This is a genomic window from Dermatobacter hominis (genome assembly GCF_020715685.1).
GTDB classification, from domain to species: domain Bacteria; phylum Actinomycetota; class Acidimicrobiia; order Acidimicrobiales; family Microtrichaceae; genus Dermatobacter; species Dermatobacter hominis.
In genome coordinates this window covers 1307138-1327897 of sequence record NZ_CP085840.1, presented here as the reverse complement: position 1 = coordinate 1327897, position 20760 = coordinate 1307138, and the positions used below count along the sequence as shown (strand labels likewise).

Sequence of the window (20760 nt, the reverse complement as noted above, 5' to 3'; positions counted from 1 at the left end):
CCCTATCGACGCCCGTTCGGGGATCCGCCCGCGGGAACGGGCTTCGGGCGGCCCCGGATCGGGTCACTAGTGTCGAGCCCGATGGAGTCACGCATCAACACCGATGACGTCGCCAAGGTGGCCCGACTGGCCCGCCTCCGGCTGACCGACGACGAGCTCGACCGCTTCACGCACCAGCTCTCCGACATCCTCGACCACGCCGCGGACATGGAGGCGCTCGACCTCGACGACGTCGAGCCGATGGCGCGCCCGGTCCCGCTCGCCAACGTGCTGCGCGCCGACGAGCCCGGCCCGGCCCTCGACCGTGACGTCGTGCTCGGCAGCGCCCCCGCGGCCGAGGACGGGCAGTTCCGGGTGCCGCCGGTGCTGGGGGAGGCGCCGTGACCGCCGCATCCGGCCCACTGCGGTCCGCGTCCGACATCGCCGCCGGCGTGCGGACCGGCGAGCTGAGCGCCCTCGAGGTGCTCGACGACCACCTCGCCCGCATCGCGCTCCGCGAGTCGGAGATCCACGCGTTCAACCACCTGACCGAGGAGGCGGCCCGCGCTGCCGCCGCCGACATCGACCGCCGGGTCGCCGCAGGTGAGGACCCGGGTCCGCTCGCCGGCGTCCCGGTCGCCATCAAGGACAACCTCTGCACCTCCGGCGTCCCGACGACGTGCTCGTCGAAGATCCTCGAGGGCTGGCTGCCGCCCTACGACGCGACGGTCGTCACCCGTCTCGCCGCCGCCGGCGCGGTGGCGGTCGGCAAGACCAACCTCGATGAGTTCGCGATGGGCTCCTCGACGGAGAACTCGGCGTTCGGCCCGACCCGCAACCCGCACGACACCACCCGCGTGCCCGGCGGATCCTCCGGCGGGTCCGCCGCCGCCGTGGCTGCGGGCTTCGCCCCGCTGGCGCTCGGCTCCGACACGGGCGGCTCGATCCGCCAGCCCGCGTCGCTGTGCGGCGTCGTCGGCGTGAAGCCCACGTACGGCACCGTCTCCCGGCTGGGCCTGGTGGCGTTCGGCTCGTCGCTCGACCAGGTCGGGCCGTTCTCGACGACGGTCGCCGACGCCGCACTGGCGCTCGAGGTCATGGGCGGCCACGACCCCGGCGACTCGACGTCGCTGCCGCAGCCCTTCCCGTCGGTGTCGGACCACCTCGACGACGGCGTCGACGGGCTCCGCGTCGGCATCGTGACCGAGATGATGGGCGAGGGCATCGCCCCCGACGTCGCCGCCCGGGTCCGGGCCGCCGCCGACGCGCTGGCCGCCGCGGGGGCGGAGGTCGACGAGGTGTCGGTCCCGGCCGTGGCCTTCGGCCTGTCGGCCTACTACCTGGTGGCGCCGGCCGAGGCGAGCTCCAACCTCGCCCGCTACGACGGCGTCCGCTACGGGCTGCGCATCGAGGCGGCGACCACCGGCGAGATGATGGAGCTGACCCGGACCGCCGGCTTCGGCGACGAGGTGAAGCGCCGCATCATGCTCGGCACCTACGCCCTGTCGGCCGGCTACTACGAGGCCTTCTACGGCAAGGCGCTCAAGGTGCGCACGTTGATCCGGCGCGACTTCGACGCCGCCTACGAGCGCTTCGACGTCCTGCTGTCGCCGACGTCGCCGACGACCGCGTTCCCGTTCGGCGACAAGACGGCGGACCCGCTGCAGATGTACCTGAACGACATCTGCACGATCCCCACCAACCTGGCCGGCCACCCCGCCATGTCGGTGCCGTTCGGCGCCGGCGACGACGGCCTGCCCGTCGGCGTGCAGGTGCTGGCGCCGGCGCTCGGCGAGGTGGCGATGTTCCGGACCGCGGCAGCACTCGAGGCAGCGGCGGTCCCGGTGGCGGCGACGACCGAGGGGAGCGCCTCATGAGCGGCTTCGACCACGACACCTGGGAGATCGTGATCGGGCTCGAGGTCCACACGGAGCTCGCGACCCGCACCAAGCTCTTCTCGTCGGCCGTCAACCACTTCGGCGGCGAGCCCAACACTCACATCGACCCGCTGACGCTGGGGCTCCCCGGGTCGCTCCCGGTGCTCAACGAGCAGGCGGTCGAGCTGGCGATCCGGGTCGGACTCGCCCTGAACTGCACGGTCCAGCGGTCGGTCTTCGCCCGGAAGAACTACTTCTACCCGGACCAGCCGAAGAACTACCAGATCTCCCAGTACGAGCTGCCGATCAACGCCGACGGCTGGCTGGAGCTGCCGTCGGGCAAGCGGGTCGGCATCGAGCGCGCCCACCTCGAGGAGGACACGGGCAAGTCGACCCACATCGGCGGGGGCGGCCGCATCCACGACGCCCAGTACTCGCTCGTCGACCTCAACCGGGCCGGCGTGCCGCTGCTCGAGATCGTGGGGCGGCCCGACCTGCGCTCCGCCGAGGACGCCAAGGCCTACGTCGCGGAGCTCCGCTCCATCCTCGTCGCCGTCGGCGCCTCCGACGGGAAGATGGAGGAGGGGTCGCTGCGGGTCGACTGCAACGTGTCGGTCCGTCGCCGCGGCGAGACCGAGTTCGGCACGCGCTGCGAGATCAAGAACATCAACTCGCTCCGGTCGATGGGTCGCGCCATCGAGTACGAGGCGGCCCGGCAGGCCGACCTGATCACGTCGGGCGAGGGCGTGGTCCAGCAGACCCGCCACTGGAACGACACCGAGGGGCGGACCACGTTGCTGCGGTCCAAGGAGGACGCGGACGACTACCGCTACTTCCCCGATCCCGACCTCGTCGAGATCGACCCGGGCGACGAGTGGGTCGAGCGGGTGCGGGCCGAGCTGCCGATGCTGCCGTCGGAGCGCCGCCACCGGCTCGCCGAGGTCTCCGGGTCCGAGCTCGAGCAGACCGCGCTGATCGTCGAGCGGGGGCTCGACGAGCTCTGCCTCGCGACCATCGAGCTGGGCGCGGATCCCGTCCGCGTGCTCACCCACGCCGAGCACAACATGGCCGACGAGCGGTCGCTCGACGTCACCCCGTCGGCGTTCGCCGACCTCGTCGGGATGGAGGTGGACGGCAAGCTCACCGCCACCCAGACCAAGCAGGTGCTGGCCGAGATGATCGAGACGGGCGACGCCCCGGCCGACATCGCGAAGCGCAACGGCTTCGAGGCGATGGACACCGGGGCGCTGGAGTCGGTCGTCGACGAGCTGATCGCCTCGCACCCCGACGAGTGGCAGCGCTTCCGCGACGGCGACGGCAAGGTCACCGGCTTCTTCGTCGGCCAGGTGATGAAGGCCACGCAGGGCAAGGCCGACGGCAAGGCCGTCACCGCCCTCCTCAACTCGCGCAAGGGCTGACCCCTCCCGCGCTGCGCCGCGGTCCGCTGCGGCTGCCGGCTGCCCGCTTTGTTCGTCGTCCTCGACGCTCCGACGTCGAAAACGTGGAACAAAGCGGTCGGGGTCAGGCAAAGCGGTCGGGGTCGGGGTGGCGGGTCCCTACGATCGGCGCCCGTGCCGTCGCTCGCCGCCCTCGTCCTGGTCGCCGGCGCGCTGTTCGTCGGGTCCCTGCTCAACGCGCTGGTCGGGTTCGGTTTCGCGCTGACGACCGTGCCGCTGATGGCGCTGGCGGTGGGGCCCCGCGAGGCGGTCGTGCTGTCGGCGATCCTCGGCCTGCTGTCGAACGGCGGTGTGTCGATCCGGCACCGGGCCGACGTCGACCGGCCGATCCTGGGCCGCCTGTTCGTCGGCGGGCTGATCGGGATGCCGGCGGGGCTGGCCCTGCTGCTGGTGCTTCCCGAGCGCTGGATCGGCGTCGGCATCGGCGTGGTCGTGCTGGCCGCGGTGGCGGTCCTGGCGTTCGGCCCGGAGCCGTCGAGGGTGCCGGGCTGGGCCGACGTCGTGGCCGGCGTGGGCACCGGCCTGCTCAACACGTCGGTCGGCGTCAGCGGACCACCGGTGGTGACCGCGCTCCACGGCCACCGGCTCCCCAAGGCCACGTTCCGGGCGACGGCCTCCGCGCTGTTCGGCGCCAACGGCGTGGTGGCGATCGTCCTGTTCGCGGTGAGCGGGCAGGTGACCGGGACCGTCCTGGCGACCGCAGCCCTGACCGTGGTGGCGTGGCCGGTCGGCTGGTGGGTGGGGGACCGGCTGCACCACCGGTTCCCCGAGGAGCGGTTCCGCACGCTGGTGCTGTGGCTGCTGGCCGCCACCGCGGTCGTCTCCCTCCTCGGCGCCCTCCGATCCTGACCGGCTTTGTCACGGCTGGCGGCCCCGAACGGGGCCGCCAGCCGTGACAAAGCAGCGATCGGTGCAACCTTTCGGGGCGCTCGAGCGTCTGTGAGGTGTGGGAGGAAGCGTGGATGGGGTGGCCGTGACCGGGTCGCAGGAGCGACTCGACGCGCTGTTCCGCGACCGGTACGCGCCGCTCGTGCGCCTGGCGACGCTGCTGGCGGGTTCCCGCGCGGTCGCCGAGGAGGTCGTGATGGACGCGTTCGAGCAGCTCGCACCGCGCCTCGACGAGGTGGCCGAACCGGCGGCGTACCTGCGCACGTCGGTGGTGAACGGCGTGCGGTCGTCGCACCGCCGGGCTGCGACGGCCGAACGCTTCCGCCGCCCGGTCGACGCCGCGGTCCCCGCCCCCGACCTGGACGAGATGTGGGACCGGCTCCACGCGCTGCGCCCCGAGGTCCGGGCCTGCGTCGTGCTCCGCTACTACGAGGACCTGCCGCTCGACGCGATCGCCGACGCGCTGGACCTGCCGCTCGGCACCGTGAAGTCGCATCTGCACCGAGGGCTGTCCAGCCTGCGCGACCTGCTGGCGGAGGAGGGGTCGTGACCGACGTGGAGCTCACCGACCGCGAGGAGCAGCGCCTGCGCGAGCTGCTGCGACAGGCCGCTGCCGAGGTCCCCGCCGCCCTCCCGGCGGAGCGACCGTTCGTCGCCGCGGTCGTGTCGCTCGATCCGCACCGTCGACGCCGTTGGTGGCTTCCCGCGATCGGGGTGGCGGTGGTCGCGGCGCTGGCGTTCGTCGGGCTACGCCTCACCTCGGACGACGGCGAGGTCGTCGCCACCCCCGACTCGGGCCCGATCGAGCTCCGGGGCGACGGCATCTGGCGCCTTCCACCGGACGACGGGCGGTTCCGCGTCGACGACGTATCGCAGGTGGGAGGCGAGTCGGGGTCCTGGACGGCGGTCGACGATCCGGACGATCCGACCCGGTGGATGACCGTGCTGGCACCTGGGCTCCCGATCCTGGCGCCCGTGTTCCCGGTGCTCGACGCGCAGGTGCTTTCAGACGGCGCGGTTGCCCGCCGGTATGGACCGCCGCCCGGAGCGATCACGGAGACCGTCTGGGTCGTGCTCACCGGTCCCGACGTCGCCACGCCGGGGCAGGTCGACTCGCCCTCGTACCAGGTGACGGTTGCGTACGACGGCGTCGATGATGTCGAGGCCGATGCGGTCATCGCCCGCCTGGCCTCGTCGCTCGCGGCATCGTCCGAGCCAAACCCGATGGCGGTGATCGCCAGGCTCGAACCGCCGGCCGGGCTTCGCATGGTCGAGCCGTCGGCCGGAGCGGCCACGTCGTCGTCGATCCGCGGCGTCGGTCTGACCGTTCGAATGGGAGATGCCGCCGACCCGACGAGCCCCACCGTGGGCGTCAGCATCGTGAGCGACCGCACCCCTCCGATGGTGGCTGCGCTGCAGCGCAGGTCGACGGCCGACACGCAGCTCTTCTTCGACCGCAGCGGGGTGCAGCGCGTGGTGCCCCGTCCGGAACTGGGGGGAGGTGCGTTCTCGATCGAGGGGAGCGAGATGATCGGGTTGTACCTCTTCGATTACGGCGTGGTGATCAGCCTCATCGACCGGGTGGAGCCGGCGAACGGCCCGCGCCCGCAACTCGCGACGATGGACGAGCTCGTCGACGTGGCGCGGTCGCTGCGGGCGATGTCGGAGGACGAGTTCCGCCGGGAGCTCGAGCGCAGGGGGATCGACGGCATCGACGACTCGAACGGCCCGACGACGACCACGACGGCACCGACGACCGCGACGACCATCCCACCGCTCGACCCGACCGTGACGGCGACCTTCCTGGACTGCGTCGAGCAGCGCTCCACGGAGCGGCCCGAGCTGCGCGGCTCCACCCTGCAGGAGGCGGCGGCGACCGTCCAGGCCGGGGGCGGGACCGTGAGGGAGGTCGAGCGCGACGGCCAGCCGGCGATGGTCACGGCGGACCTCGTCCCGGGTCGTGTCGACGTCGCCGTCGTCGGTGACCGGGTCGTCCTCGCCTGCGAGGAGGGCCTCTGAGCTCATCCTGTCCGGCTTTGTCACGGCTGGCGGCCCCGCACGGGGCCGCCAGCCGTGACAGAGCGGTCATGGCGGGGCGGTCATGGCGGGGCGGTGAACGGGTCGCGAGTTCCGGTGGCGGGTCCGCTCCCGTACCATCGACCGCCGTGGGGACTCGGCGAGCGGGCAACCGAGCGGTGCGGCGGTCGGGCGCGTGGCGCGCCGCGGCCGGTGCCGTCGTGGCGATGGTCGTCCTGGTGCCCCTGGCGGCGGCGTGCAGCCAGGAGAGCGCCACCGAGGAGGCCCAGGACGACCCCTCCGACCAGACGACCCCCGGCCCTGCGCCGACCGCCCCTCCGGTCGCCGACGGCCAGACGTCGGCCGGCACCAGCGGCGACGTCGACGTCAACGAGCTCATCCGGCGCATCGACGACCTCAACAACGAGACGGACCTCTGCACGCTGCTGACCGGCCAGGCCCTGCGTGACGTCACCCAGAGCAACGTCAACCTCACCAGTCTCCTGACCAACCCGTCGGGGTTCACCCAGCTGTTCGCCTCGCTCGACCGGCTGTTCGCCCACCTCGTGCAGATCGGCCCGCCGGAGCTCGGCGGACCGCTGCAGACCATGCAGGGCGTGTGGGGGAGCATGTCGAAGGTCGACCCCCGGGCCGTCGACGCCGAGAGCCGTGCGAGTGCGCTGATCTCGGACCCGAACGTCCAGTCGGCGCAGACCGCGATCGGCCAGTACGTGCAGACGTCCTGCACCAGCACCGGCTGATCCGTCGCCGACGGCTCGGGCCCGAGCGACCGTCCGGTGCGGTCGGGCTGAAACCCCCGGCCCCGCCCTCGTGCCCGCCCCTACTGTCGGCGCGATGGGATCCGAACCGGCGGCCGCCCCCGAGATCTGCACCCTCCGCTCGCTCGCCGACGGCCCGAGGGACCCGCACGAGCGCTTCTGCACCGTCGACGGCCTCGCCTTCGGCCTGTCGAACTCGCGGGCCTACGTCGAGGCCAAGCGCCACATCATGGAGACCGACCGGTTCGTGCTGGCGGTGGTCGACGGGGTGGACGCCGGTGCGTCCGGCAACTTCCCGTTCCAGCTGACGCTGCCCGGCGGCGCCCACGTCCGGGTCGCCGGTGTCGGCGACGTCGGCGTGCTCACGTCGCACCGCCGGCGGGGGATCCTCCGCTCGATGGTCGACTGGCTGCTCGAGGACGCGGCCGCCCGCGGCGAGGTCGCCTCGTTGCTCACCGCCAGCCAGGCGACGATCTACGGGCGGTTCGGCTACGGCATGGCGGTCCCGATGCGGACCGTCGAGATCCCGGTGACGGCGGCCCGCCTCCGTGACGACGCGCCCCGGGTCGACGGCACGCTGCTGCTGCACGACGTCGCGGTCGACCGCGACGAGCTGCTCGACCTGCTGCCGGCGATCCACGACCGCTGCGCCGCCAGCGGAACCCTGTCGCGCAGCGACGAGTGGTGGGGCGTGGTGCTCGGCGATGCGGAGACCTACGTCGGCGGCCATCCCAGCCAGCGGGCGCTGGTGCACCACGCCGTCGACGGCACGCCAGACGGCTACGCCCTCTACCGCCACGACGAGCGGTGGGGCGTGCACGGATCGGACAGCGCGCTCGAGGTGCGCGAGGTCGTGGGCATGACGCCGGCCGTGGAGCTCGCGCTCTGGACGGCGTTGCTCGAGGTCGACCTCGTCACCACGGTGCGCGCCCCGCTGCCCGCGCACCACCTGCTCGACGACGTGCTCGTCGATCAGCGTGCCCTCCGCTGCACGTCGCTGCGGGACCACATCTGGCTGCGTCCGATCGACGTCGCCGCGCTGCTCGGCGCCCGCACCTATGCGGCCGACGGCGTGCTCACGCTGTCGATCGACGACGCGGTCCGGCCGGGCAGCGGCGGGACGTTCCGCCTGCAGGTCGACGGCGGTTCGGCGTCGTGCGAGCGCGTCAGCCCGGCGCCGCTGGGCCCGAGCGGGGCGGACCTGTCGATGTCGGTGGCGGACCTGGGTGCGCGCGTCCTCGGCGCCGGCTCGTTCCGTGCGGTGGCCCGGGCCGGCCGGATCCAGGGCGACGCCGATGCGCTGGCGCAGGCCGACGCCATGTTCGACGCCGACCCGCCGCCCTGGACCGACACGAAGTTCTGATCCGTCCCCCTCCTCCCGTTCTGTTCCCGAGTTCTGGGGTGTTCGCCCCAGATCTCGGGAACAGAACGGCGGGGGCGGGGGGCGTCAGGCGACGGCGCCGGTCCGGTGCCACGCGCTGGTCCGGAACCGGGCGCCGAGGAACACCACCCGCGACGCCATGAAGACAATCAGCGCCAGCCACACGCCCCACAGCCCGGTGCCGGCCCACGACAGCGTCGCTCCGGCCAGCACGAGCACCGACAGCGACCCGACCATCGCCGCGGCGAGGAAGCGCTGGTCGCCCGCGCCCACCAGCACGCCGTCGAGCGACGAGGCCAGCCCGTTGAGCGGCTGGGCGACGCCGACCCACACGAGCGACGTGGTGACGAGCGCCACGACGGCCGGGTCGTCGGTGAACAGCCCGGCGATGCCGTTCCGCGCCACGACGGTCGCGAGCCCGAGCACGAGCCCGCACGCCGCGCTCCACGCCAGCACCCGGCTTGCGGTGCGGCGGGCGAGGACCTCGTCGCCCGCGCCGAGGGCCATGCCGACCAGGCTCTGGGCCGCCGCCTCGAGCCCGTCGAGCAGGAACGTCAGGAATACCCACCACTGAAGGGCGACCTGGTACGCCGACAGGGCCTCGGCGCCGCGGCGGCCGGCCTGGGCGGTCATCGCGAGGAAGGCGGCCCGGAGGGCGACCGTCCGAACGAACAGGTCGCGCCCGATGCGCAGGTGGTGGCCCAGTGCGGCGCGGTCGGGTCGACGGCGCTCGAGCCCGGCGCCGTAGCGGCGCACGACGACGAACAGGTAGGTCGCTGCGGCACCCCACTGGACGAGCACGGTCCCGGCGGCGGACCCGGCCAGGCCCCACCCGAGGCCGAGGACGAGCGGGATCTCGATCGCCAGGTTCACGAGGTTGGCGACGACGGTGACGACCAGCGGCGTGCGGGCGTCGACGTGGCCCCGCAGCGCGCCGGTGCCGGCCATCGTCACGCAGACGGCGGGGACGCCGAGGAGGCTGATGTACAGGTAGGTGCGGGCGCCCTCGGCGACCGAGGCGTCGGGGCTCAGCCACGACGTGAGCGGCACGCCGAGGACGGCGAGCAGCGCTGCGGCGGCCAGGCCGCACGCGAGGCCCAGCCACATCCCCTGCACCGACTGCTCGGCCGCCTGCTCGGCGTGGCCCGCGCCGCGCAGGCGGGCGACGGTGGCCGCGGTCCCGAACGTGAGGAAGATCAGGACGCCGGTCGACGTGAGGAGGATCGTCGACGCGACGGCGAGCGAGGCGAGCGCGTCGCCGCCGATGCGGCCGACGACCGCCGTGTCGACGAGCAGGTAGAGCGGCTCGGCCGTCAGCGTGAGGAACGCCGGGCCGGCGAGGCGCCAGATCGAGCGGTCGAGCTCGCGCCCGTTCATCGCGGGCTCACGCCGCCCCTCCGTTCTGTGATGCTCGATACGTCGATCCGGACGTATGGAGCATCACAGAAGCGGTGGAGCTCACACGGGGATCCACACGAGGGTGACCATCTCGACGGTGACGTCGGTGCGCGACAGCGTGATCTGCGCCTCCTGCACCTCGTCGGCCACTGCCCGCCACTCGTCGTCGATCGCCACCAGCTGCTCGGCGAGCTCCTGCTCGAGCGCGGCGACGTCGTCGGCCTTGTCGGCGACGGCCGCGGCCGCGTCGTCGGCGCGCTGGCGCGCCTTGCCGACCCGCTCCCGGCCGGCCATCGCGGTGCGCGCGGCGGTGGCCAGGCCACGCGTCCGGCTCCGACCCCCGAGCAGGCCGCCGAGGAGCGAGCCGGCCACGTCGGTCAGCTCGGTCGACCCGGCCGCGTCCGCGGCCTCGGCGGCCGAGTCCGCCCGGCGCCGCGCGGTCTCGACGGCGGCCCGGGACCGCTCGATCCGCGCCGTCAGCTTCTCCCGCACCTTCGCCGCCTCGGCGTCGGCGGCGGCCTGGGCCGCCTCGTCGCAGCGCGCCGCGAACTCCTCGGCGGTCTCGCCGACCCGGCCCCACAGCTTGAGCGTCCGGTTCACCGGGACGGTGAGGACCTGCTCCCGGACGAGCAGGTCCTTCAGGCGCTTGGACAGGTCGGTGTAGAAGGACTTCGTGCCGATCCGTGCCGGGGTCGGGAGGTAGGTGGCGGCGGCCGGCGCGTCGGGGCGGAGGTCACGGTCGTCGTGGTCGACGACGGTGGCGGTCGCGGGGTCGACCACGTCGCCGAGCGGCGCGAGCACGGCCTCCCACTCCTGCACCTCGCGGACGCCGGCCTTGGCGTCGTCGAACAGGAGCGACACCCGCAGGGCGATCCCGGCCTGCAGCGCCGTGCTGGTGGGCACGGCACCGACGGCGGCCGCCCACGGCGCCGCCGGATCGAGGTACCGGACGGGGACGCCGTCGGCGACCTCGGGCATGACCGGGGAGGCGTCGCCCGCGGCGGTGCCCGGCCCGTCGACGCCGGGCGGCGTGGTCGCGGCGACCGGCGCGTCGACCCCGGGTGCGGGTGCCGGCGCCGCGGCGGGGACCGCGCCCGCGGCGGCCGACCCGGGTGCAGGAGCCGCCGTCGCCGCGGCCGCCGTCGCCGGGGGCACCTCCTCGCGCCCGGGGAGCTGGGCGAGCTGCGAGCCGGTCACCGGCCCCCGCAGGTACGACATCGCCCAGCGCGACCCGAACCGGACCGGCACGTCGGACCCGGTGCGGTGCCAGAGGAACTGCCGCTTGTCGAGCGCCGTGATCGAGGCGTCGAGCGCCGCCACGTCGACGCCGCCGGCGGCCGGGGCCATGCCCTCGAGCAACCGGGCCTTGTCGCGCTCGGTCTGCAGCCGGCCCACCATCCACGTGCCGGCGTTCGACATCGCCTTGTAGTCGAGGTCGACCGGGTTCTGGGTGGCGAGCACCATGCCGACGCCGAAGGCCCGGGCCTGCTTGAGGATCGTCAGGATCGGCGCCTTGGTCGCGGGCTGTGCGGTCGGGGGTGCGTAGCCCGCCACCTCGTCGAGGTAGACGAGGGCCCGCAGGCGATCGGTCCCGGGCTGGCTGCGGAACCAGCGGATCACCGACGCCAGCACCCGGCTCACGACGAGCTGGCGCTCGGCGTCGGACAGGTGCGAGAGCGCGATCACCGCCAGCGACGGCCGGCCGTCGTCCGCGAACAGCAGTCGCTGGGGATCGAGCGGCGCGCCGCCGAACCAGTCCTGGAACCCGGGTGCGGCCAGGATCCCGTTCAGCCGCACCGCGAGCTTCGTGCGGGCGTCGGGGCCGATCACCGTGTCGAGCTCCATCACGCCGAGGCGTCGCATCGGCGGGTCCTGGATCCGCTGCAGCAGCGTCGCGAGGTCGAGCGACTCCCCGGCGCTCCACGCCGCGTGCACGAGGTTGGCCACGAGCAGGTGCTCGGGGCTGGCGAGCGGATCGCCCTCGATGCCGACCAGTCCGAGCAGCCCCGACGTGATCGCCTGTACCTCGGCCTCGACGGCCTCCGCCTCGGCCGGGGTCCCGCCCGACCCCGCCGGCGCGCCGAGCGAGCCGACGACGTCGAGCGGCGTGGCCGCGGTCGAGCCGGGCGTGTAGACGCCCATGCGGACCCTCGACCGGAGCGCGGCGATCCGCTCGGGTCCGACGCCCCAGTCCGCCAGGCCTTCACGCCACGTCGTCGCCACCTGCGAGGGGTCGTCGCCGTCGGGGACCCACGGGGCGAAGTCGTCGGGTCGCAGCTCGGGGAACGTGAGCAGGAGGTCGGCCAGATCGCCCTTCGGGTCGATCGCCAGCACCGGCACGCCCGACAGCAGCACCTCCTCGATGAGCGAGATCGCCAGCCCGGTCTTGCCGGAGCCGGTCATGCCGACGATGACGCCGTGCGTGGTGAGGTCGTCGGCGTCGACGAGCGCCCGTTCACCGGTCCGGGCGCCCGAGTCGTCCGACCTCTCGCCGACGTAGAGGCCCTCGGATCCGGACGGGTTCGACATGCGCAGAGACTGTCATGCCGCGCCCGGCCGCGGCGTCGGCGTTGCGGTCGCGCCGACCGGCCGACGACGACCGTCCGGGCGCTCCGTCGCTCCGGCCCGGGAGCGTGCGATCATGCGGCGATGGCCCGGCGGACACCGAGCAGGCGGCGGAGGCGCGGCGGCGCGCTCGGGTGGATGGCCGACCACCGCGGCGTCACGATCGTCGTCGCCCTCGTGCTCGTGGTCGTCGTCGCCGTCGTGGTGGCGAAGCTGATGGCCGACTCCGCGGCGAGCTCCGACACCGATCGGCGCGCCCAGGAGGTGGAGGAGTTGCTCCGGGGCGCCACGCCCGACGACTTCCTCGCGTTCAACGCCGGTGTGAAGCAGGACGGCAGCGTGGCGCAGCAGGTGCGCGACCAGCCCGACTTCGTCAACGTGCGGGCGACCGCTGACCTGTCCTTCATCCGGTTCCAGCCCGAGGGCTGGTGGTCGGGCTTCACCGAGCGCTGCATCGTCGCGAGCGTCCGGGCCGACGGCGTGCACGTCGACGTCCCCAAGTCCGCCTGCGTGCGGGTGGAGGCGCCGAACTCGTGAGGCGGCGCGGGCGGAGCGGCGGCGACGGTCCCGGCGGGGGTGCCGTGCCGCGCCCCGAGGTCCGGGGCGGTCCCGTCCCCGGGTGGCCCGCGCTGGCCGCCCGCGGGCTCGGCAAGGACTTCGGCGACCGCACGGCGGTGGCCTCGCTCGACCTCGACGTCCCGGTCGGCAGCTTCTTCGGGCTCGTGGGCCCGAACGGGTCGGGCAAGACGACGACGCTGCGGATGGCGTCGGGCCTGCAGCGACCCGACCGGGGCCAGGTGTGGATCGGTGGCCACGACACGTGGGCCGAGCCGGTCGCGGTGCGGCGCCTGCTCGGCGTGGTGCCGGATCCGCTGCACCTGTTCGACCGGCTCACCGCCCGCGAGCTGCTCGGCCACCTGGGCGAGCTGCGTGGGCTCGACCGGGACGAGGTCGAGCGCCGCAGCGACGAGCTGCTGTCGGTGCTCGGGCTGTCGGAGGCCTCGACGGAGCTGGTCGGCAGCTACAGCCACGGCATGCGGAAGAAGACGTCGCTGGCCTGCGCGCTGCTGCACCGGCCCGCCGTCCTGCTGCTCGACGAGCCGTTCGAGGGCGTGGACCCGGTGTCGTCGGTGACGATCCGCGGCCTGCTCGACCGCTACCGCGCCGCCGGGGGGACGGTCGTCTTCTCGAGCCACGTGATGGACCTCGTCGAGCGCTTCTGCGACCACGTCGCGGTCATGGCGACCGGCCGGCTCCTCGCGGCCGGGCCGATCGACCACGTGCGGGCCGGCCGCCGGCTCGAGGAGGCGTTCATCGAGATGGTCGGCGCCGACCCGCTGCGGCACGACGACCTCCAGTGGCTCGCCGGTCCCGGCACCCCCGCACCATGACGGCGGCGGGGGAGGTGTCGCTCGGCCGGGCCTGCCGGTCGCTCGCGTCGCTCAAGTGGAACCTGCTGCGCAATGGCCTCCGGGGCCGCATGCAGCTGCGGCTCCAGACGTGGTCGTCGATCGTCGCCTCGACCGTGCTCGGGCTCTTCGGCCTCACGGCGTTCGCCGGCATCGGTCGCTCCTTCTCGAACGGCGACCTCGTCGTCGTGATCGTCCTCCCGGTGATCGTCGCCGGCATCGCCCTGCTGTCGGCGGCGGCCGGGGTGGAGACGACGATCGACCTCCGGAACCTCGCCACGGAGCCCATCGGGCCGCAGCGGCTCGGGGCGGCCGCGCTGACCGCTGCGCTGGTCGGACCGCCCGCGCTGCTCGCAGGGCTGTCGGGGGTCGGGCTGTATCTGGGGTTCGCCGGCGACGCCGGCCCGGCGGGGCGGCTCGTCGTGGTCGCGGTGGTCGTCGCGTGGTGGGCGACGCTGCTCCTCGCCAGCCGCACCGCCGCGAACCTGCTCGGCGTGCTGGCCCACGGCCGGTGGAAGCACGTCGCGCAGACGCTGGCGGCGTTCGCGGCGGTGGCCATGTGGTTCGGCGCGCAGGTCGCGCTGCAGGCGATCCAGTCGTGGGACCGGGCCCGGTGGGAGCGGCTCGCGGACGTCTTCGCGTGGACGCCGCCCGGTCAGCTCGGGCGGGCGCTGGCGACCGCCTCGACGGCGCCCGGCACCGCCGCCCTCCACGTCGTCGTCGGCGTGGTCTGGCTGCCGCTGCTGTGGTGGATCCACGGCGTGACGACGGGCCGGCTCGTCACCGCCCCGGTGCGGCCCGGGACCGACTCCCGTCGGGTGAGGACGGGACGGGTCGGAACCCGGGCCGGGTTGCTGGCGGTCCTGCCACGGGGACGGGCCACCGCCGTCGGGGTCCGGACCATCCGGACCAAGATGCGGACGCCTCGGGAGGCGGTCAACACCGTCGTCGCGCTGCTGCTCGGCATGGGCGCGCTGGTCGCGGGACCGCTGATCGGCGGGTCGTCCGACGCTCGGATCGTGCTGACGGCCGGGCTGCTGCACTTCGCGGTCCTGTTCGAGTCCTCCAACGCGTTCGGGTTCGACGGCCCGCCGCTGTGGATGGAGGTCGCGGCCGGCGCCGACGGCCGGGTCCTGACCCGGGGCAAGGCGGTCGCGTCGATCACGACGATGGCGCCGTTCGCGGTCGTGCTCGTGCTGGCCCTGGCCGTCGTCCACGGCGGCTGGGCGTGGGCCCCGGCCGGCCTCCTCCTGGCGATGGGGTCGGTCCTGCTCGCGACCGGGGCGTCGGTCGTCTCCGCGACGGTCGCGCCCTTCGCCGTGCCCGACAGCCCCAACCCGTTCGCGGCGGGCGACACCGGCCAGGGCTGCGTCGCCAGCCTCGTGCTGATGGCCGACATGGCGGTGCTGACGATCGTCTCGCTCCCGGTCGCGCTCGCCGTGTGGTGGGCCTCGACGCAGTCCGCCGCGCTGACCGCCGTGGTCGCGCTCGCCGGTCCGGCCGTCGGGTCGGCGGTGCTCTACGGGTGCCTCCGCCTGGCCGGCGGGATGATCGAGGGTCGCGAGGCCGAGCTCGTCGCCCGCATCACCCCCGCCCGCTGACCGCAGCGCCGCAGCCGTCCTGCGGTGGGAGCCGGCGAGCCGGGCCTCCGGCGCACCGGGTGACATATTGTTCCCCGATGTCGCTGACCGATGGTCTGTGGGTCGTGGTGTTCACCGACATGGTCGACTCGACACGCCAGCGCGCCGCGATCGGCGACGCCGCCGCCAACCGGCTCCTGACCGAGCACGATGGCATCGTCCGATCGGCCACGGTCGCCAACGACGGCGTGCTGGTCAAGGGGACCGGCGACGGCGCGATGTGCGCCTTCCGCAGTGCCGCCGGCGCCCTGCGGGCGGGCGCGGCGGTCCTGGCCGGCGTCGAGCGGAGGAACGCCTCGGCCGACGCCCCGCTGCTCCTCCGGATGGGAGCGAGCGTGGGTGAGTTGGTCACCTCGGGTTCCGACCTCCACGGGATGGCGGCGAACGAGGCGGCACGGGTGTGCGCGGCCGCCGGGCCGCAGCAGATGCTGGCGACGGCGGCGGTGGCAACCCTCGCGGGCGCGGTCCCGGAGGTCACCGTCCGAGCCGTCGGGTCGCTCGAGCTGAAGGGGATCCCCGGCCGGCCCGACGTCGTCGAGGTCACCCCCGTCCGTGCGGCCCAGCCGTCGTTCGAGGTGCCGGTCTCGCTGGCGACCCGACGCGACCTGGAGTTCACCGGCCGCCAGGTCGAGCTCGATCGCCTGGTCGAGGCGCTCGACGACGCGTCCGAGGGCGCCGGTCGCGTCGTGCTCGTCGGCGGTGAGGCGGGGATCGGCAAGACCCGGCTCGTGGCCGAGGCGGCCGATGTCGCGGCCTCCCGAGGGTGCTTGGTGCTGCACGGCACGTGCGACCACGACGCAAGGGTGCCCTTCGAACCGTTCACCGGCGCGCTGGAGACGTACCTGGACGCCGTCGCGTCACCCGTCCTCGGCCGGTTCGCCGAGGGGCTGGTGCGATTGGTGTCGAGCGACCGGCTGGGCTCGACGGCCGACCCCGCGGCGCCGGCCGACGAGCAGCAGAGGACGTTCGCCGCCATCGCGGCGTGGGTCACCGAGCTCGCGGTCGTGCAGCCGGTCGTGGTGGTCGTCGACGACGTCCACTGGGCAGCCCGGTCCACGATGGCGGCGCTCCGGCACCTCTGCCGCTCGATCGCGTCGTCCCGTGTCGTCGTGGCGGCGACCTTCCGCGACACCGCGCTGCCGGACGCTCCCGACCTCGTCGCGACGCTTGCGGACCTCCAGCGGCTCCCGGGCTGCACCCGGCTCGACCTGGGGGGCCTCGACGAACCGCAGGTGGAGCGGATGGTCGCGAGCGTGCTCGTCGACGCCGACCCCGCCGGGCGGGCCGGTGCGCGGATCGCGTCGGAGTGCGGCGGCAACCCGTTCTACGCCGGCGAGCTCGCCCGTCTCGCGGTCGACGGGTCCCTGGACCTCCGGGTCGACATCGACCGGATGCCGCCGTCGGTGCGTGACGCGATCCGCGACCGACTCGCCCCGCTCGGTACGTCCACCCGCCGCATCCTCGAGCTCGGGGCGGTGCTCGGCGCGGAGTTCCAGGTGGCCTCGCTCGTGCGCGCCGACGACGAACTGGCACCGGGTCAGGTCGTCGAGCTGGTCGACGTCGCGGCGGCGAGCCGCGTGGTCCGCCATCTGGGCGGCGGCCGGTACCGCTTCGGACACGCACTGGTCCGGTCGGTCCTGCTCGACGACCTGGGCCCCGGGCGACGGGCAGCGGCGTCCGAGCGCCTGGCCAGGGCCGCCGAGGCCGCGGGTTCCGGCGACGCCGCAGAGCTGGCCCGTCTCTGGTGCGGCGCCGGCGTGCTGGCCGACGTCGGGCGAGCCGTGCGATGGAGCACCGTGGCGGCACGACAGGCGTTGGAGCGTGGCGCGTTCGACGACGCGCTGGCGTGGTGCGAGGGTGCGATCGCCCTCCTGGGCGGCGGCGGTCAGACGGAGGGGGAGACGGAGCTGCGGATCGTGCGCGGCCACGCGCTGCGCCTGACCGGCGACGCGTCGTTCGCGGCCACGATGCTCGATGCCGCGCGCCGAGCGATGACCGAGGACCGGACCGATCTGCTGGTCGAGGCGGCCATCGGGCTCAGCCGGGGGACGCTGGCGCAGGTCGGGGTGATCGACCGCGACCGGGTCCAGGTGCTGCAGACGACCCTGGACGTCGTCGGTCCGGGACCCACTGCGACCCGCGCCCGCTTGCTGGCGTGCCTCGGTCAGGAGCTGATGTACGCGTCGCCGGATCGGCGGTACCCGTTGCGCGACGAGGCGATCGGCATCCTCGACGACCTGGCGTCGGTCGATGCGTGGGTCGACTGCGGACCGGAACTGGCCGACGCCGTGTACGACGACCTGTCGACACGCGGTCGCATCCAGGCCGAGCTGGATGCGGCGGCACCGTTCGTGGATCCCGTGCGCCGTTGGTTCGTGGAGTCGAGAGGCCGCGCGCTGGCCTTCATGTCGGGCGACATGAAGGAGGCGGACCGCCGTCTCGCAGCGATGCGGGCGGAGCTCGACGCTGTGCCGTTCGCCTTCGCGCAGTGGTACACGCGGATGTTCGACGCGGTCCACCTGCTGGTCCGGGGCGAGCTCGCCGCCGCTCGAACGGCGTCGGAGCGGGCGCTCGAGCTCGGGCTGGACACGGGTCAGCCCGAGGCGTTGATGGCGCACGTCGGGCTGACGAGCTGGCTCGGCTACGAGTTCGACACCGCAGGGGAGACCCTGGACCTGGTCGACGACCTTCTGGCGGGCCTGGACGGTCAACCGGGTGCGCCGTTCTTCTCGACCTTCGCCGCGCGCCAGCTCATCCACGCCCGACAGGGGCCGCGTGCCGTCGAGCTCCTGGCGGCCGAGGTGTCGCGCGACCTGGACTTCCCGATGCACACGAACCTGTCGCTCACCTACCTCGCGAACCTCACCGACGTGGCCGTGTGGTCCAGCGAGGTCGACGCGTGTCGACGCATCTACGAGCACCTGTCGCCCTATCCGTGCCAGGTCGCCAACTCGGGCGGCATCACGATCGGCTGCACCGCCCAGTACCTCGGCCGGTTGGCGACGTCGATCGGCCGTACGGACGCTGCGGTGCGGCACCTCGCGGACGCCGAGCGCGTCTACCGGGACATGGGCGCGGTGCTGTTCCTGGCGCGCACGAGGATCGACCGGGCGGTGCTCCACGAGCGCATGGGCCGACCGGTCCCGTCAGGTCTCGTGGAATCGGCCCTGGCCCTGGCGGACGAGCGGGGCGCCGGCGCCGGGATGCGGCACTACCTCGCGGCGTCGACAGGCGGGGCGACGTGACGGCGTCGCGCACTCCGTCTCGGACGGGGTGGCGCAGCAGCGCAGGACCGCGCCGCCCGACGGGTCGGGCGAGGGCAGGGAAACCCGGCTGCGGCGGCGCACCGGGGCGGGGATAGCCTCGCGACGTGCCCGAGTACCGATCCCACACCACCACGCACGGCCGCAACATGGCCGGTGCCCGTGCCCTGTGGCGGGCGACGGGCATGACCGACGACGACTTCGACAAGCCGATCATCGCCGTCGCCAACTCGTTCACCCAGTTCGTGCCGGGTCACGTGCACCTCAAGGACCTCGGTCAGCTCGTCGCGGGCGAGATCGCGGCCGCCGGCGGCGTCGCCAAGGAGTTCAACTCGATCGCCGTCGACGACGGCATCGCCATGGGCCACGGCGGGATGCTCTACAGCCTCCCCAGCCGGGACCTGATCGCCGACTCCGTCGAGTACATGGTCAACGCTCACTGCGCGGACGCCCTGGTGTGCATCTCGAACTGCGACAAGATCACCCCGGGCATGCTCATGGCCGCCATGCGCCTGAACATCCCGACGGTGTTCGTGTCGGGCGGTCCCATGGAGGCCGGCAAGACCCGGCTGGCCGGCGCCGAGGTCAAGGTCGACCTGATCTCGGCCATGCAGAAGGCCGGCGACAAGAACGTGAGCGACGAGGAGGTCGCCGAGGTCGAGCGCTCGGCGTGCCCCACGTGCGGGTCGTGCTCCGGCATGTTCACCGCCAACTCCATGAACTGCCTCACCGAGGCGCTCGGGCTGAGCCTCCCCGGCAACGGCACGGTCGTGGCCACGCACGCCGACCGCGAGCAGCTCTTCCTGCGCGCCGGCCGGGTGGTCGTCGACATCGCCCGTCGCTACTACGAGAAGGACGACGACTCGGTCCTGCCCCGGTCGATCGCCGATCGTCGGGCGTTCACCAACGCCATCTCGCTCGACATCGCCATGGGCGGCAGCACGAACACCGTGCTGCATCTGCTCGCCGCCGCCCACGAGGGCGAGATCCCGTTCACCATGGCCGACATCGACGCCCTGAGCCGTGAGCTGCCCAACATCTGCAAGGTGGCGCCGGCGACCGAGAAGTACCACATCGAGGACGTCCACCGGGCGGGCGGCATCCCCGCCATCCTCGGCGAGCTGGACCGCGCCGGCCTGATCGACACCGCGGCGCCGACGGTCCACTCCGAGACCATGTCGGCGGCCCTCGACCAGTGGGACATCGCCCGGCCCACCTGCACCGCCGAGGCCAAGGAGTTCTGGCGGGCCGGTCCCGCCGGCATCCCCACGCAGGTCGCCTTCAGCCAGTCCACGCGCTGGGACTCGCTCGACACCGACCGTGCCCACGGCTGCATCCGCGACGTCGAGCACGCCTACTCCGCGGAGGGCGGGCTGGCCGTGCTGTTCGGCAACCTCGCCCCCGACGGCTGCATCGTGAAGACCGCGGGCGTGGACGAGGAGATCTGGACGTTCTCCGGCCCCGCCCGCGTCTACGAGAGCCAGGACGACGCCGTCGAGGGGATCCTGGGCGAGGAGGTCGTCGCCGGCGACGTCGTCGTCATCCGCTACGAGGGCCCCAAGGGCGGTCCGGGCATGCAGGAGATGCTGTACCCGACGACCTACCTCAAGAGCCGCGGCCTCGGGAAGGAGTGCGCGCTGCTCACCGACGGGCGCTTCTCCGGCGGCACCTCGGGCCTGTGCATCGGCCATGCCTCGCCCGAGGCGGCCGAGGGCGGGCTCATCGGCCTCGTCCGCACCGGCGACACGATCGAGATCGACATCCCGAACCGCACCATCAACCTGGCGGTCGACGACGCCGAGCTCGCCCGTCGCCACGCCGCCGAGCTGGAGCGGGGCGCCGCGGCGTGGACGCCCCACGACCGCGACCGGCAGGTGTCGGTCGCGCTGCAGGCCTACGCCGCGCTGACCACCTCGGCGTCGCGCGGCGCCGTGCGGGACATCTCCCAGATCGTCTCCACGCACCGCCCCGACTGACGGGCGCCCTCCCTCCCGTTCTGGCGCCGGTTTCCGTCGCCTGACGACGGGAACCGTCGCCAGAACGCCGGGTTCCAGCCGTCGGGCGCGCCCATCACCGCCCCGACCGGCCGACCGCACGTCGAACGGCGC

The 20760-nt window shown here is 73.8% G+C and carries 15 protein-coding genes; 13 read left to right on the top strand and 2 right to left on the bottom strand.

Annotated features, from left to right (window positions below; all coding sequences use genetic code 11):
• The first annotated feature begins 81 nt into the window (after window positions 1–81).
• The 8 genes from gatC to LH044_RS06130 all read left to right on the top strand — a co-directional run bounded on the left by gatC (window position 82) and on the right by LH044_RS06130 (window position 8359).
• Window positions 82–384, top strand: a complete 303-nt coding sequence (gatC, locus tag LH044_RS06165; protein WP_227758923.1) for an Asp-tRNA(Asn)/Glu-tRNA(Gln) amidotransferase subunit GatC — start codon at window positions 82–84, stop codon at window positions 382–384.
• Window positions 381–1856: an Asp-tRNA(Asn)/Glu-tRNA(Gln) amidotransferase subunit GatA gene (gatA, locus tag LH044_RS06160; RefSeq protein WP_227758922.1), complete on the top strand. Its 1476-nt coding sequence runs from the start codon at window positions 381–383 to the stop codon at window positions 1854–1856. Before gatC ends, gatA begins: the two co-directional genes overlap by 4 nt.
• Entirely contained in the window at window positions 1853–3274 is a 1422-nt protein-coding gene (gatB, locus tag LH044_RS06155; RefSeq protein ID WP_227758921.1) for an Asp-tRNA(Asn)/Glu-tRNA(Gln) amidotransferase subunit GatB, read from the top strand. The genes gatA and gatB overlap by 4 nt, the downstream gene beginning before the upstream one ends.
• Window positions 3275–3427: 153 nt before the next feature.
• Complete coding sequence (locus LH044_RS06150) at window positions 3428–4162, top strand: sulfite exporter TauE/SafE family protein (RefSeq protein ID WP_227758920.1); 735 nt, start codon at window positions 3428–3430, stop codon at window positions 4160–4162.
• 124 nt (window positions 4163–4286) lie between these two features.
• Window positions 4287–4751 carry an RNA polymerase sigma factor gene (locus tag LH044_RS06145; RefSeq protein WP_227758919.1) on the top strand — a complete coding sequence of 155 codons (465 nt, stop codon included), beginning with the start codon at window positions 4287–4289 and terminating at the stop codon, window positions 4749–4751.
• The gene (locus LH044_RS06140) at window positions 4748–6220 is read left to right on the top strand and encodes a hypothetical protein (protein ID WP_227758918.1); all 1473 of its coding nucleotides are present in this window, start codon (window positions 4748–4750) and stop codon (window positions 6218–6220) included. The genes LH044_RS06145 and LH044_RS06140 overlap by 4 nt, the downstream gene beginning before the upstream one ends.
• Before the next feature lie 146 nt (window positions 6221–6366).
• Window positions 6367–6978, top strand: a complete 612-nt coding sequence (locus tag LH044_RS06135) for a hypothetical protein (RefSeq protein ID WP_227758917.1) — start codon at window positions 6367–6369, stop codon at window positions 6976–6978.
• 94 nt (window positions 6979–7072) lie between these two features.
• Window positions 7073–8359 carry a GNAT family N-acetyltransferase gene (locus LH044_RS06130; RefSeq protein WP_227758916.1) on the top strand — a complete coding sequence of 429 codons (1287 nt, stop codon included), beginning with the start codon at window positions 7073–7075 and terminating at the stop codon, window positions 8357–8359.
• An 84-nt stretch (window positions 8360–8443) separates the two neighbouring features.
• Here LH044_RS06130 and LH044_RS06125 read toward each other — a convergent pair whose 3' ends face one another.
• Window positions 8444–9754, bottom strand: a complete 1311-nt coding sequence (locus tag LH044_RS06125; RefSeq protein WP_227758915.1) for an MATE family efflux transporter — start codon at window positions 9752–9754, stop codon at window positions 8444–8446.
• An 81-nt stretch (window positions 9755–9835) separates the two neighbouring features.
• Window positions 9836–12304 carry an ATP-binding protein gene (locus LH044_RS06120; protein WP_227758914.1) on the bottom strand — a complete coding sequence of 823 codons (2469 nt, stop codon included), beginning with the start codon at window positions 12302–12304 and terminating at the stop codon, window positions 9836–9838.
• A 174-nt stretch (window positions 12305–12478) separates the two neighbouring features.
• Here LH044_RS06120 and LH044_RS06115 point away from each other — a divergent pair, with 174 nt between their 5' ends.
• The 5 genes from LH044_RS06115 to ilvD all read left to right on the top strand — a co-directional run bounded on the left by LH044_RS06115 (window position 12479) and on the right by ilvD (window position 20628).
• Window positions 12479–12877 carry a hypothetical protein gene (locus tag LH044_RS06115; RefSeq protein ID WP_227758913.1) on the top strand — a complete coding sequence of 133 codons (399 nt, stop codon included), beginning with the start codon at window positions 12479–12481 and terminating at the stop codon, window positions 12875–12877.
• 44 nt (window positions 12878–12921) lie between these two features.
• The gene (locus LH044_RS06110; RefSeq protein ID WP_227758912.1) at window positions 12922–13731 is read left to right on the top strand and encodes an ABC transporter ATP-binding protein; all 810 of its coding nucleotides are present in this window, start codon (window positions 12922–12924) and stop codon (window positions 13729–13731) included.
• On the top strand, window positions 13728–15350 hold the full coding sequence (locus LH044_RS06105) for a hypothetical protein (protein ID WP_227758911.1): 1623 nt from the start codon (window positions 13728–13730) through the stop codon (window positions 15348–15350). Before LH044_RS06110 ends, LH044_RS06105 begins: the two co-directional genes overlap by 4 nt.
• Window positions 15351–15427: 77 nt before the next feature.
• Window positions 15428–18634, top strand: a complete 3207-nt coding sequence (locus LH044_RS21885) for an ATP-binding protein (protein WP_304512044.1) — start codon at window positions 15428–15430, stop codon at window positions 18632–18634.
• Between the two features lie 125 nt (window positions 18635–18759).
• A complete protein-coding gene (ilvD, locus tag LH044_RS06095; RefSeq protein ID WP_227758910.1) occupies window positions 18760–20628 on the top strand; it encodes a dihydroxy-acid dehydratase in 1869 nt (622 codons plus the stop codon).
• Window positions 20629–20760 lie beyond the last annotated feature (132 nt).

What these genes read in the sequence shown, in the direction of transcription:
- LH044_RS06120 (WP_227758914.1), bottom strand. Translation starts at nt 12,304, where the DNA reads ATGTCGAACCCGTCCGGATCCGAGGGCCTCTACGTCGGCGAGAGGTCG.
- gatB (WP_227758921.1), top strand. Translation starts at nt 1,853, where the DNA reads ATGAGCGGCTTCGACCACGACACCTGGGAGATCGTGATCGGGCTCGAG.
- LH044_RS06125 (WP_227758915.1), bottom strand. Translation starts at nt 9,754, where the DNA reads ATGAACGGGCGCGAGCTCGACCGCTCGATCTGGCGCCTCGCCGGCCCG.
- LH044_RS06130 (WP_227758916.1), top strand. Translation starts at nt 7,073, where the DNA reads ATGGGATCCGAACCGGCGGCCGCCCCCGAGATCTGCACCCTCCGCTCG.
- LH044_RS06115 (WP_227758913.1), top strand. Translation starts at nt 12,479, where the DNA reads ATGGCCGACCACCGCGGCGTCACGATCGTCGTCGCCCTCGTGCTCGTG.
- gatC (WP_227758923.1), top strand. Translation starts at nt 82, where the DNA reads ATGGAGTCACGCATCAACACCGATGACGTCGCCAAGGTGGCCCGACTG.
- LH044_RS21885 (WP_304512044.1), top strand. Translation starts at nt 15,428, where the DNA reads ATGTCGCTGACCGATGGTCTGTGGGTCGTGGTGTTCACCGACATGGTC.
- LH044_RS06105 (WP_227758911.1), top strand. Translation starts at nt 13,728, where the DNA reads ATGACGGCGGCGGGGGAGGTGTCGCTCGGCCGGGCCTGCCGGTCGCTC.